This is a genomic window from Burkholderia sp. MR1-5-21, from assembly GCF_053427715.1.
The window spans coordinates 22,637-36,039 of the sequence record NZ_JBSAXD010000032.1 but is presented as its reverse complement, the minus strand read 5'-3'; the positions used below and the strand labels follow the sequence as shown (position 1 = coordinate 36,039).

8 protein-coding genes and 1 pseudogene are annotated in these 13,403 nt (G+C 68.2%); 4 read left to right on the top strand and 5 right to left on the bottom strand.

Translation table 11 applies throughout. The annotated features are described in order from the left end of the window. The first annotated feature begins 39 nt into the window (after positions 1-39). Positions 40-1,212: a WD40/YVTN/BNR-like repeat-containing protein gene (locus ACV229_RS32345; protein ID WP_448087155.1), complete on the top strand. Its 1,173-nt coding sequence runs from the start codon at positions 40-42 to the stop codon at positions 1,210-1,212. A gap of 316 nt (positions 1,213-1,528) precedes the next feature. Here ACV229_RS32345 and ACV229_RS32340 read toward each other — a convergent pair whose 3' ends face one another. The 4 genes and pseudogenes from ACV229_RS32340 to ACV229_RS32325 form a co-directional block, all read right to left on the bottom strand. Then, complete coding sequence (locus tag ACV229_RS32340) at positions 1,529-2,479, bottom strand: choline ABC transporter substrate-binding protein (RefSeq protein ID WP_448087154.1); 951 nt, start codon at positions 2,477-2,479, stop codon at positions 1,529-1,531. Between the two features lie 104 nt (positions 2,480-2,583). Continuing rightward, entirely contained in the window at positions 2,584-3,582 is a 999-nt protein-coding gene (locus ACV229_RS32335; protein ID WP_448087153.1) for a GlxA family transcriptional regulator, read from the bottom strand. Between the two features lie 119 nt (positions 3,583-3,701). Continuing rightward, positions 3,702-4,598, bottom strand: a complete 897-nt coding sequence (gene choW / locus ACV229_RS32330; protein WP_205794794.1) for a choline ABC transporter permease subunit — start codon at positions 4,596-4,598, stop codon at positions 3,702-3,704. Further along, positions 4,591-6,043: pseudogene (locus ACV229_RS32325) on the bottom strand (quaternary amine ABC transporter ATP-binding protein); the annotation flags it as partial. The pseudogene ACV229_RS32325 and the gene choW, both read right to left, overlap by 8 nt. 327 nt (positions 6,044-6,370) lie before the next feature. Here ACV229_RS32325 and ACV229_RS32320 point away from each other — a divergent pair. Then, a complete protein-coding gene (locus ACV229_RS32320) occupies positions 6,371-6,853 on the top strand; it encodes a hypothetical protein (RefSeq protein ID WP_448087152.1) in 483 nt (160 codons plus the stop codon). A gap of 63 nt (positions 6,854-6,916) precedes the next feature. Here the strand turns inward: ACV229_RS32320 and ACV229_RS32315 are convergent, their stop codons facing one another. Continuing rightward, positions 6,917-7,693, bottom strand: coding sequence for a crotonase/enoyl-CoA hydratase family protein (locus ACV229_RS32315; protein WP_448087207.1), 777 nt, complete (start codon positions 7,691-7,693; stop codon positions 6,917-6,919). 657 nt (positions 7,694-8,350) lie between these two features. Between ACV229_RS32315 and ACV229_RS32310 the strand changes: the two genes are divergently transcribed. Further along, complete coding sequence (locus ACV229_RS32310) at positions 8,351-11,881, top strand: DUF2339 domain-containing protein (protein ID WP_448087151.1); 3,531 nt, start codon at positions 8,351-8,353, stop codon at positions 11,879-11,881. Beyond that, positions 11,878-13,305, top strand: a complete 1,428-nt coding sequence (locus tag ACV229_RS32305) for a DUF3999 domain-containing protein (protein WP_448087150.1) — start codon at positions 11,878-11,880, stop codon at positions 13,303-13,305. The genes ACV229_RS32310 and ACV229_RS32305 overlap by 4 nt, the downstream gene beginning before the upstream one ends. Positions 13,306-13,403 lie beyond the last annotated feature (98 nt).

The following is a 13,403-nucleotide window of genomic DNA, read 5'->3' as shown; positions in this document are numbered from 1 at the left end:
CGCTGAAGCGCTAACTTGGGCCGACAGGAGACACTCGACATGAGCGATCGATTGCTTGTCGCCACCCGCAAGGGACTGTTCGTTCTGCAGGCCGACGGCAACGGCGGCTGGACGCTCGGCGAACCCCATTTCGTCGGCGAGCCGGTCAGCATGGTGCTGCCCGATGCGCGCGACGGATCGCTGTATGCCGCGCTCAATCTCGGCCACTTCGGCGTGAAGCTGCATCGCCGGCGAGCCGGTATGGCCGATTGGGAAGAGTGCTCGGTCCCCGTCTACCCGCCGCAGCCTGCCGACGACACGCGTACCGGAGACGGTGCGAACGCGGCTGCGGCTACGGTTACTGCTGAGACGGCGGACAACGCGAACGCCGCCGCGCCGATTCCGCCGACACCGCCATGGACGCTTCAGCAGATCTGGTCGCTCGAAACCGGCGGCCCGGACGAGCCCGGCGTGTTGTGGGCCGGCACGATTCCCGGCGGGCTGTTCCGTTCCGACGACGGCGGCGACACATGGGTGCTCAACCGTGCGCTGTGGGATCGCCCGGAGCGCCGCGAATGGTTTGGCGGCGGCTACGACGCGCCGGGCATCCATTCCGTGATGGTCGATCCGCGCGACAGCCGGCACGTGTCGATCGGCGTGTCGTGCGGCGGCGTCTGGCAAACCAACGACGGCGGCGCGACCTGGCGCGTGAGCGCCGACGGCATGGAGGCCGATTACATGCCGCCGGAGCGGCGCGGCGATGCCAATGTGCAGGATCCGCACCGCGTCGTGCAGTGTGCGGCGAACCCGGACGTGCTGTGGGCCCAGCATCACTGCGCGATCTTCCGCTCGACCGACGGCGCCGCGCACTGGCAGCGGATCGAGGCGCAGCCGTCGAGCTTCGGCTTCGCGGTTGCCGTGCACCCGCGCGAGCCGGACACCGCGTGGTTCGTGCCCGCCGTGAAAGACGCATGCCGGATTCCGGTGGGCGGCCGGTTCGTCGTGACGCGCACGCGCGATGGTGGCCGCACGTTCGAGCGGTTCTCGAACGGGTTGCCGCCTGCACCGGCGTACGACCTCGTGTATCGACACGGGCTCGCAGTCGATGAGTCGGGCACACGCCTCGCGATGGGATCGACGACCGGCGCGTTATGGACGTCGGATGACGGCGGCGAGAACTGGCGGTTGGTTTCGGCGCATTTGCCGCCGGTTTACTGCGTCCGGTTCGGATGACGGCGACCGCCTGCCGCCCCGGCAGCGGGTGGCCGGCCCCTCGGGAAACAGGCCTTCGACGAGCGGCACGATCGGGCGGCGGAAACTGAAGCTGGCATTGTGACGCGAAGCTCGCGAAGCCGATACGAAACGGGCTGTGACGAGCGACGTGCAATGCAGGCGCGCCCGTCATGCATCGAACATGCGTTGCGCTGCTCCAAAACGAAACGGTCTTCCCGCTGCAAGCGAGAAGACCGCTTCACGACAGCGGCTCCCTGTCAAACAGGCAAGCCGCCCTCACCGGTCCGCGCACCACGCGCGCGAACCGCACACTGCATCAATGAACCCCGAGATACGCCTTCACCGCCGGCAGCCCCGGCTTGCCGTCGATCGTCGTCACGCCGGCCAGCCACTTGTCGAGCGCCTGCGGATTCGCCTTCAGCCACTCGGCCGCCGCCTTGTTCGGATCCTCCTTGTTCATGATCGGCACCATCACGTGGTTCTCGATCGTCGTCGTGAACTGCAGGTTCGACACGAACTTCGCGACGTTCGGGCAGCGCTGCGCATAGTCGGGCGGCGTCGCGGTCAGCACCTTCGCCTCGCCGTAGTTCGGGCCGAACACGTCGTCGCCGCCGCTCAGGTAGTCGATCTTCATCTGCACGTTCATCGGATGCGGCTCCCAGCCGAGGAACACGATCCACTGCTTGTCGCGGATCGCGCGGTTCACCTCGACCAGCATCCCCGCCTCGCTCGACTCGACGAGCTTGAACTTGCCGAGCCCGAACTGGTTGCCGTCGATCATCTTCTTGATCAGCGCATTGCCGTCGTTGCCGGGCTCGATCCCGTAGACCTTGCCGTTCAGCTTGTCCGCGAACTTCTGGATGTCGGCGAACGACTTCAGGCCGCCCTGGTACACGTAGTCGGGCACCGCGAGCGTGTATTTCGCGCCGGTCAGGTTCGGCGTGTCGAGCACCTTGATCGTGCCGGCCTTCGTGAACGGCTGGATGATCGGGTCCATCGTCGGCGACCAGTAGCCGAGGAACACGTCGATCTGCTTGCTCTTGATCCCCGCGAACGTGATCGGCACCGACGCGATCGTCTTCGTCGGCGCGTAGCCGAGGCCCTGCAGCATCGTCGATGCGAGACCGGTCGTCGCGGCGATGTCGGACCAGCCGACGTCCGCGAACCGCACGTTCTTGCACACCGGCGGATCGGCCGCATACACAGCCGATACCGGCGCGGCTGCGATCCCGACGCCACATGCCGCTGCGATCAGTAGTCGCTTCATTTTTCCTCTCCTCAAAGTGATGTCGTTCGCATGAAATTCGGGATCGTCGATGGAAGCCGTGCGCCGCGATCCCGGCGGCACACGGACCGTATGGTTCGGATCGCTCAGCGTCCCGGCAGCCGGCGTTCGTAGCTCGGCGCATGACCGAACTGCGCACGGTACGCCTTGCTGAAATGGCACGGCGAATGAAACCCGCAGACCGTCGTCACGCGGGCGATCGACGCATCGGTCGTGCGCAGCAGGTCGCGCGCGCGCTTCAGCCGCAGCGTCAGGTAATAGTGCGTCGGCGACACGTTCAGGTAGACCTTGAACATCCGCTGCAGATGCCGCTGCGACAGCCGCACGAGCCGCGCAAGCTCATCGAGCGACAGCGGCTCCTCGATGTTCGCCTCCATCAGCCGCACGACCTCGATCAGCTCCGCGCGCGAGAAGCCGACGCGCGCATCGACCGGAATCGGCTGCGGGTCGGTCGCGCTGCGGATCCGCTCGAGGATGAACTGCTCGGACACCTGCGCGGCAAGCTGCTGCCCGAAGCGCGCGCCGACGAGGTTCAGCATCAGGTCGAGCGGCGCGGTGCCGCCGGTGCAGGTCAGACGGTCGCGGTCGACGACGAACAGCTCGTCGGCGAAATGCACGTGCGGAAATTCCGCATGCAGCGCCGACAGGTTTTCCCAATGCACGGTGCAGCGGTAGCCGTCGAGCAGCCCGCCCGACATCAGCGCATACGCGCCCGTGCAGATGCCGCCGAGCGGCAGGCCGCGATCGGCGAGCGTGGCGAGCGTGTCGCGCGCACCGTCGTCGACCACGTCGCGGATGCGGATGCCGCCGCACACGATCATCACGTCCGGCAGCTGCGTGTGGTCGAGCGCCTGCGTCGGCCGCACCGCGATGCCGTTGCTCGCATGCACGGGCGCGCCGTCGAGCGAGTAGATCGACCAGCGGTAGTGATCGGCCCGCGCAACGTAGTTCGCCATCCGCAGGACTTCGACCGCGCTCGAAAACGCGATCATCGAGAAATTCGGCAGCGTCAGAAAGCCGAAGTGCGCGAGGGACGAAACCGGTGAATCGCAGGCGGCGGGCGCGACAGCGGCGGCGGACGTCACATCGGTCTCCTAACGGGCAGGTTGCGGCAGGTTGAACGAGGTCAGCCCCGTGGCCTGCGCCACGGATGCCGAAGCTGGAACGGAGAAAGCGGCCGGGAGAAACACCGGCCGCCGGTCAATCAGGCCTGCGCGGTGGCGGCCTTGACGCGAAACAGCTGCTTCAGGCCCGAGAACAGCGGCGCCTTCACGGTGCCCGGCGCGCGGCCGAAGCTTTCGGTGATGCGGTCGAGAATGATCGCGAGCAGCACGACGGACAGGCCGCTCTCGAAGCCGAGGCCGATGTCGAGACGCTGGATGCTGGCGAGCACGTCGTTGCCGAGGCCGCCCGCGCCGACCATCGACGCGATGATCACCATCGACAGTGCCATCATGATCGTCTGGTTCACGCCCTGCATGATCGACGGCAGCGCGTTCGGGAACTGCACCTTGTACAGCAGCTGCCACGGCGTGCAGCCGAACGCCTGGCCGGCTTCGACGATCTCGCGGTTCACGTGACGGATGCCGAGGCTCGTCAGGCGCACGGCCGGCGGCATCGCGAAGATCACCGTCGACAGGATCCCCGGCACGCGGCCGAGACCGAACAGCATCGCGGCCGGAATCAGGTAGACGAACGCGGGCATCGTCTGCATCAGGTCGAGGATCGGACGCACCGTCGCGGCGACCCACTTGCTCTTCGCAGCCCAGACGCCGAGCGGGATGCCGAGCACGAGGCTGATGATCGTCGACGACAGCGTGAGGCCGAGCGTGATCACGGTCTGGTCCCAGAAGCCCGTCGCGAAGATCAGCAGCAGCGACGCGGTCGTGAACAGCGCGAAGCGCCAGCCCACGCGCCACAGCCCGACGCCAATGAAGATCGCCATCATCAGCCACATCGGGATTGCCTGCAGGCTGTGCTCGACGAACGCCGCGAGACCCTCGATCGCTTGGCCGATCGCGTCGAACGTCTTCGCGTCGTGGTCGAGCAGGTAATGGACGGACTGGTCGACCCAGCTACCGAGCGGAATCATTTCAGACATGGGAGCCTCGCGAACGCGTGATGGCCTTCAGGATGAGCGCACGATCGACCGAGCCGCAGTAGCAGCCGTCGTCGTCGACGACCGGCAATGCATTCGGGCTCGCGACCACGCGCGCGACGACATGTTCGAGCGACGCATCGCGCCGGATGCTCTCGATCGGCCGCACGGACGGCGCGGCCTGACCGATCGCGTCGCGCGTGACGAAGCCGCGGATCTTGCGTTGGGCGTCGAGCACGAACGCGTATTCGGCGCTGCCGTTCAGCGTCGCCGCGACGTTCGCGGCATCGACCTTCGACACGACCGGCACGGCGCCCGTCTGCATCAGGTCGCCGGCAGTCAGGTAGCGGCTCGTGTCGATGCCGTCGAAGAACGCGCGCACGTAGGCGTCGGCCGGGTTCGCGATGATGTCCTGCGGCGTGCCGACCTGCACGAGGCGCCCGCCCTCCATGATCGCGATCCGGTTGCCGATGCGCAGCGCTTCCTCCAGATCGTGCGACACGAACATGATCGTGCGGCGCTGCTCCTTCTGCAGCTGCAGCAGCACATCCTGCATTTCCCTGCGCTTCAGCGGATCGAGCGCGGAGAACGCCTCGTCCATGATCATCAGCGACGGGTTCACGGCAAGCGCGCGTGCGAGGCCGACGCGCTGCTGCATGCCGCCCGACAGCTCCGACGGCAGCTTGTGCGAAAACGGCGCGAGGCCAACCTGCTCGAGCACCTCCATCGCGCGCCGTTCGCGTTCCTTCTTGCCGACGCCCGCGACCTCGAGGCCGAACGCGGCATTCGACACCACGGTGCGATGCGGCATCAGCGCGAACGACTGGAACACCATGCTCATGTCCTTGCGGCGCAGCGCGGTGAGCGCCGAGCGGCGCGCCGAGGCGACATCGAGGCCATCGATCATCACCTTGCCCGCGCTCGGGTCGACGAGCCGGTTCACGAGACGGATCAGCGTGGACTTGCCGGAGCCGGACAGGCCCATCAGCACGAAAATCTCACCTTCCTGCACGTTGAACGACACGTTGTGCACGCCGACGACCTGGCCGGTGCGCTTGAGCACGTCGTCCTTCGTTGCACCGGCGGCGAGCATGTCGAGCGCCTGCTGCGGGTTGTTTCCAAATACCTTGCACAGACCTTCGACTACGACCTTGGGGGCATCCATCGAAACCTTCTCCTCGTGTAGCGGGGACTCACGCGTGTCACTCAGCGTGACTACATAGTTGCCAGAAAAAACCCCGACCTGCCGACGAATTACGACAAACGCTTGCGCAAATACGACACGAGGGAAAGACGGCCCCCGGCCGCATACGGCCGGGCGGTGTGCGCGGTGCATGCGGTTTGCGGCGGCGCAGTACGCGCGCAGCCCGCACTGGCAAGCACTGCAGCGAAATCTTGTGCGGAGCAGCGTGCGACGGAACGGGCGGTGAAATGTGCGCGATCGCCGAGGCGGTGCGTCGCTTTACGACAATTCCGCGTCCGTTCGGACCATCCCGGATGCGACGCGCAATTGCCGATTCGTGGTGGAAAAGCGCATGACCGTTCTGAAAACTGACGGAAGCGGGCGCGGGCATCCGGTGCGGTCGCCAGCGGGCATCGAGCGGCGGTCATTCGCGGTGCGTGGTTCGACGAGAAATTGCAGGGACCGGCAGGCTCGATGACCTCGTATTGTCACGCTCCGTTACCAAATTTCCCGCCGCTTCCCGGACATGCATGCGCCGCCGCAGTCTAAATCTTTAGCGGAATCTTTCCCCCGCATACGACGAGGCCTTACCGTGCAGCACCTGACTTTTACCCCACTGGCTGCGGGAATCGCGGCCGCATTGCTGGGCGGATGTGCCGCAGCGCCTTACGACACATCATCGATGTCGCCCTGCGATCACGAGTACATGATCGCCAATCCTGCAGGCGCCGAATACTACTGCGGGTATGGCTATCCGCTTTACGAAGGAGGCTATCTCGGCTTTGTCGATATCGACCGTTTTCACCGTCATCACCATGACCATGACCACGATCGCGACCACGACCGCGATCACGACCATGACCATGACCATGACCATGACTTCGATTTTCGTCTTGGCCATGCGCATCCCGGCGGCATGACGGCCGGCCACGGACACAGCGTGGCGCACGCCGCAGGCCACGGCGGCGGGCACGGGTCAGGCGGCTCGAGCGGCTCGAGCGCGTCGAGCGGTTTCGGCAGCGACTTCCAGCCGTCCGGAGCGAGCGGATCGCACGGCGGCGGCATGCACAAGTAACCGGAATCGCGGCACGGACAGCATCGGCGCATTCCTCCGCCCGGCAACGGGCGCCGGAATGCGTCAGCCTGAAAACTTTCCGTGACGCCCTTCTCCCGCACTGAATCGCGCGGCGCCGGCCACGCCCTCCGCCCGCACGATCGGCGCGCCCCTTGCCCCCTCCTGCCGCAACGCTTCCGCCAGCGGCAGTTCCCATTGATCGTACGCGGAGCGCCGGTCTGCCAGCATGCACTGGCGCGGAAATCCGGCGATCTGCCGGGCGATGCGCATCGCGTACGCGAGCGCTTCGCCCTTCGGCGTCACATAGTTGACGAGCCCCATGGCCTTCGCTTCCACGACATCGACGGCACGTCCGGTCAGGATCATGTCCATCGCATGTCCCATCCCGACGAGACGGGGCAACCTGACCGTTCCACCGTCGATCAGCGGCACGCCCCAGCGCCGGCAGAACACGCCGAAGATCGCGTCGGCCTCCGCGACGCGGATGTCGGCCAGCAGCGCGAGCTCCAGCCCGCCCGCCACCGCATGCCCGGCGACGGCCGCGATCAGCGGCTTCGACAACGCCATGCGGGTCGGGCCCATCGGGCCCGGTCCTTCCCCCGCTTCGTCGACGCTGTTGCGCAAGGCCGGATCGCCCGCCGCCTTCAAGTCGGCGCCCGCACAAAAGTTGCCTCCGGCGCCCGTCAGGATCGCGACCGCGAGCGCGGCATCGGCCTCGAACCGCTCGAACGCTTCGCTCAGCCGCAAAGCGGTCGGACGGTCGACGGCGTTGCGCCGGTCAGGCCGATTGACGGTGATCGTGCAGATCTCGCCATCCGTCGCGTAAAGGACATCGTCCATCGTCTCCCCCTGAAAAGCAGCCATACGCTTATCACATTCGTTATACGCCACCTGATATCGCGTGGAACGTCCCCGGCAACCAACGGACACCCGACACTGTTCGGAACCGGGTCCGATGCGTTCAACCCGGCGATGCGGCGCGTGATCCTTTGAACTCGCGCGCTCCCCATCTGCGCAAGCCATATCTCGCTTACCCGGCACGACCGAGGCGCTCAACGGCACGTCCATTTCCTGGCGTGAAAATCATGCCGCAAGGCTGTGTTAAATTGCCCGGAAAACAATCCCGATCGCGCTATTGCGACATCCATTCCGAGCCATGCCGTCGACCCACGCCACCCTCATTGCGCCGGCGCTTATCGCCCGAGCGCGCCATGCAACCCGATCCGCCCAGAGCGCCCGCCACGGCGTGCCTGGCCGCTGACGCATGCTGCGTCCGGCAACGTCATGCACCGATTGACGCTTCCCGCGCGACGCATATCGCGCGGGGTGCGCACGCCAGCCGGTCCGACACCGCCAAGCCACCCGATCACGGGCATTTTCCGGAACCGGACGTGTCTGAATCAGCACGACTCCGGGCCGCCTGTGGCGCGATACCGTTCGCGATCGCAGCACCAGAACAACATAGCGACATAGCGATTTAGAGAGGGAGCAAATCTGATGACGTGGCTCTTTGCCGTGATCGGCTTCATCGTAGGCGGCATCGGCGCGCTGATCGGTGATTTTTCCGTCGGCGTCGGCGCGCTGCTGGGTGGCGCGGTCGGGTTCTGTGTCGGCCACGCGCTCAAGGAGCGCAAGCCGAAACCCGCGCTTCCCGACCCGCTCGCGGCCAGCCCCGCGCCGCCCGTGACGCTTGCCGAGCGCGTCGCGCGCCTCGAAGCGACGGTCGACACGCTGACGCGCGAGATCGCGACGCTGCGCGGCCAGCTGGCCGGCGTGAAGTCCGGCGCGTCGGCGCCTGCTGCGGGCACCGCGGCCGGCGCCGCGTCGCCAGCCGCCCCGCCGTTATCGATCCCGATACCGGCCCGTCCGCCCGCTCAACCCGCCGTCGCAAGAGCGGACACACCGTCGTCCACGTCGATCCCGGCCGCTGCGGCGACGCCTGCACCCGCGCCGACTTCGACGCCGGCACCCGCCACGCGCGCCGCCAACGCCGACGCATCGCGCCCGGCAGCTCCCGCGACGACGCCGGCCGCCGCCCCCGCACCGGCCTCCCCGCCGGCCGCCACCCCGGCCACCGCCCCCGCCGTACGCTCGCCCGCATCGCCACCTGCGAAGCGCGAACCGGACCTCGTCGAGCGCGCATTCCGCGCCGCCCGCGACTGGCTGCTCGGCGGCAACACGGTCGTGCGCGTCGGGATCATCGTGCTGTTCTTCGGCGTCGCGTTCCTGCTCAAGTACGCGGCGGACAACAACCTGCTGCCGATCGAATTCCGGCTCGCGGGCACCGCGCTCGGCGCGACCGCGCTGCTCGTGGTCGGCTGGCGCGTCGCCGCGCGGCGCCCCGCGTACGGCCTCGTGCTGCAGGGTGGCGGCGTCGGCGTGCTGTACCTGACCGTATTCGCCGCGACCAAGCTCTACCACCTGCTGCCCGTCGGCGCGGCGTTCCCGCTGATGGTCGCGATCTGCACATTGAGCGCGTTCCTCGCGGTGAAGCAGAACGCCCTGCCGCTCGCGTTCATGGGCAGCGCCGGCGGCTTTCTCGCGCCGGTGCTGCTGTCGACCGGCACCGGCAGCCACGTCGCACTGTTCAGCTATTACGCGCTGCTGAACGCGGGCATCTTCGCGATCGCGTGGTTCAAGGCGTGGCGCCCGCTCAACCTGCTCGGCTTTGTGTTCACGTTCTCGATCGGCTCCGCGTGGGGCGTGACCGCGTACCGCCCGGAGTTCTTCGCGAGCACCGAGCCGTTCCTCGTGCTGTTCTTCCTGATGTACGTCGGCATCGCGCTGCTGTACGCCGCGCAGCGCGAGCTGGCGCTCAAGCATTACGTGGACGGCACGCTCGTGTTCGGCACGCCGATCGTCGCGACCGCGCTGCAGGCCGCGCTTGTGAGGAACATGCCGTTCGGCCTCGCGTGGAGCGCCGTCGCGCTGTCGGCGTTCTACGTCATGGTGGCCGCGTGGCTCGCACGGCGCCGCGAGCGTCTGCGCCTGCTGTTCGAGGCGACGCTCGCGCTGGCGGTGATCTTCGCGACGCTCGCGGTGCCGCTCGCGTTCTCGGGGCCGACGACGAGCGCCGCGTGGGCGATCGAAGGCGCGGCGATCGTCTGGGTCGGCGTGCGCGAACGGCGCCTCGCGCCGTTCGGCTTCGGCCTGCTGATGCAGGTCGCGGCGACCGGCGCGTTCTTCGCGGGGATGCTCGGCGAAGCCGATACGACCGCCGCGCTGCCGGTGCTCAACAGCCCGTACATCGCGACGCTGCTGATCGCGCTCGCCGGCCTGTTCACGGGCTGGTGGCTGCACGGACGCGACGAAGCGCGCGCGTGGCACGCGTGGATGCCGGAGATCGGCGTCGCGGCAGCCAGCTGGGGGCTGCTGTGGTGGCTGTGCGGCGGCGCCCGTGAAATCCTCGTGTACGCCGGCCATCATGTCGACGCGCATCCGGATCGCTTCACGACGGACACGCTCGCGCTGTTCGTCGCCGCGACCGCGTGGCTCGCGCACACCGCGCGCCGCAAGCTCGTGTGGCCGCTCGCCGAATGGCCCGCGTACGCGCTGGCGCCGGCGCTCTCGCTGTTCGCGCTGCGCGCGTTCGACGCGCACGAAGCGCCGCTGTCGGGCCTCGGCGCGATCGCCTGGCCGGTCGTCGTCGCGGCCTGTTACGCACTGTTGTGGCGGCAGTCTCCCGAGTGGACACCTGCCAAAGCATCCCCCAACGGCACGTCCGGCGGCACGCATCGCGACACCGATGCGCCGCCCGCCGGCCCGTCCTTCGACGCTCCCCCCAAACGCACTTCCTCCGTTGCGCCCCGGATGGCAGCCGCCATCGACACGTCCGTGCTCGCACCGCTGCATACGCTGATGTTCTGGAACGTGTGCGGCCTGCTCGCGCTGGAAGGCTTCTGGCGCCTGCGCGCGTACGTGCCGGAAGGCGCGTGGAGCTGGAGCGCATGGGCATACGGCTTCGGGCTGCTGCTTCTGCTCGTGTCCGGCGTCGGCGCGCCCCTGCGCTGGCCCGTCGCGCGATTCCCGCGCGCGTACCAGGTGTGGGGCGCGGCGCCACTCGCCGCGCTGCTGTGGCTGTGGAGCATCGCGAGCGTGTCGAGCGACGGCGACGCGTCGCCGCTGTTCTGGCTGCCATTGCTGAACCCGCTCGACGTCGCACAGCTGCTGATCTTCGTCGCGATTGCGATGTGGCTGCGGCGGCTGACGACGCTCGGCATCGCGTGGCGCCCGCCCGCGATCGGCTATGCGGCGGTCGCGACCGTGTTCCTGTGGTTCAACGCGCTGCTGCTGCGCACGCTGCATCACCGCTTCCACACGGCCTACGACGTCGATGCGGTGCTGGCGTCGTTCAACCTGCAACAGGTGTTCATGATCGGCTGGAGCGCGTTCGCATTCGCAGGTCTCTGGCTCGCCCGCCGCGACGGGCCTGCACGGCTCTGTGCGATCGCGTCGATGCCGCTCGTGGTCGTGATGTGGGCGTGGACCTACTATGCGAACTTCACGCAGGACGGCGGAAGCTGGGCGCGCGTGCCGCTCCTCAATCCGCTCGACCTCGTGCAGCTCGTGATCTATGCACTCGCGGCGTTCTGGCTCGCGCGCGTGCACCGCCTCGGCATCCCGCTCGACAACTACCGCGTCGAGCTGCAATCGGTGGCCGGCGCGACGGCGTTCCTGTGGCTGAACGCGATGCTGCTGCGCACGCTGCACCACTGGACCGGCGTTCCGTACACGCTCGACGACATGGCGCATTCGACGCTCGTGCAGGCGTCGGTCTCCGTGTTCTGGACCGTGTGCGCGCTCGCGACGATGATCTGGGCAACGCGCCGCCGGCTGCGGCCGCTGTGGTTCGTCGGCGCCGCGCTGCTCGCACTCACCGTCGTGAAGCTGTTCCTGTTCGACCTGTCGCACGTGAAGGGCGTCGAACGCATCGTGTCGTTCATCGGCATCGGCGTGCTGCTGCTGTTGATCGGTTATTTCTCGCCGCTGCCGCCGAAGGCAGCGGGCAATTCGGAAACGAACCAATGAAGCCTCTCGTTGCCCTGCTCGGCCTGAGCGCCTTGGCGTCGTTCGCGTCGTTCGCGGCGACCGGCATTGCGCGCGCCGACGCCCCGGTCGCGCAGCGCTTCGCGCTCGACCTCGACGGCAGCGCCGCGTACTACACGGTGACGGTGCCGCCGGCTGTCTACGCGGCAAGCCGGCGCAACGATCTCGGCGACCTGCGCGTGTTCAACGGCGCGGGCGAACCGGTGCCGTACTCGCTCGATGCGCCGGCGGCTGCCGAACCGCCGCCGCAACGGCATCCGGTGCCGTGGTTCCCTCTGCTGTCTGCCGATGCAAACGCCGACGTGAACACCGCGCATGCACCGCTCGGTGTGTCGGTCGCCGCCGACGGCTCGCTGCGCGCGACCGTGCCTGCGCCGCCGCGCGCGCGCCGCACCGCGGATCTCGTCGACCTGTCGCACGCGGGTGGGCAGGCCAGCGCGCTGCTGATCCACCTGCGCAACGACAGCTACCAGGGACGCGTGAGCATCGAGGCCAGCGACGATCTCCAGAGCTGGCAGCCGCTGACGGACACGCAACTGCTGAAGGTCGCGTACGACGGCCATACGCTGGCGCAGGAACGCATCGCGCTCGACGGCGTGCGGCAGCGCTATCTGCGGCTCAACTGGCTCGACGGCGCGCCGGACATCGCGTCCGCCGAAGCCGAAACGCGCATGTGCGGCGCCCCGAAGGAAGCCCCCGTCACGGGCGCACCGGATGAAGTGCCCTCGGGGTGCACCCCCGATGGCGCGGCCGCGCCGCGTCAATGGCGCGACGGCGTGCGCATGCGGGCCGGCGGCGCGCCCGGCGAGTATCTGTTCGAGACGGACGGCGCCTATCCGGTCGATCGGCTGCGCCTCGGCCTGCCTCAGCCCAATACGGTTGCACACGCAACCATACAGGCGAGAGCCGACACGCAAGCGCCGTGGCACGACGTTGCCGATGCCATGTTGTTCCGGTTGCAAGGCAAGGCCGGCGAACAGCGCAATCCGCCGCTCGAGTTCGCGGCGGACGCGGACCGCCTGTGGCGCATCGTCGTGGACATGCGCAACGGCGGCCTCGGCGGCGGGCTGCCGGCCGCGACCGTCGGCTGGCGTCCCGCGTCGCTGACGTTCGTCGCGCGCGGCGCGGCGCCGTTCACGCTCGGCGTCGGCAATGCGGCGCTCGCGTCGGCGGCCGTCAGCCGCGATGCGCTGCTGATCGGCACGTCGACCGAGATCCGGCCCGCACGCGTCGGCGATGCGCTGCCGGTTGCACCGCCGGCTGCATCGCCGCCCGCCGCTGTCGATACCGACGCACCGCGCCGCTACGTGCTGTGGGCGTCGCTGGTGATCGCGGTCGGCGCGCTCGCCAGCATCGCGTGGCGCCTCGCGCGCGGCGGCGGACCGCAGGATCGCGGGCGGCATTGAGAATGCGTACGCCGGTAGCCGCCCCCCCGCAGCAAGCTTTGACGCGGCTACCCTTACGCAACCACCCTCTACACAACCACCCTTAGGCAATCACCCTC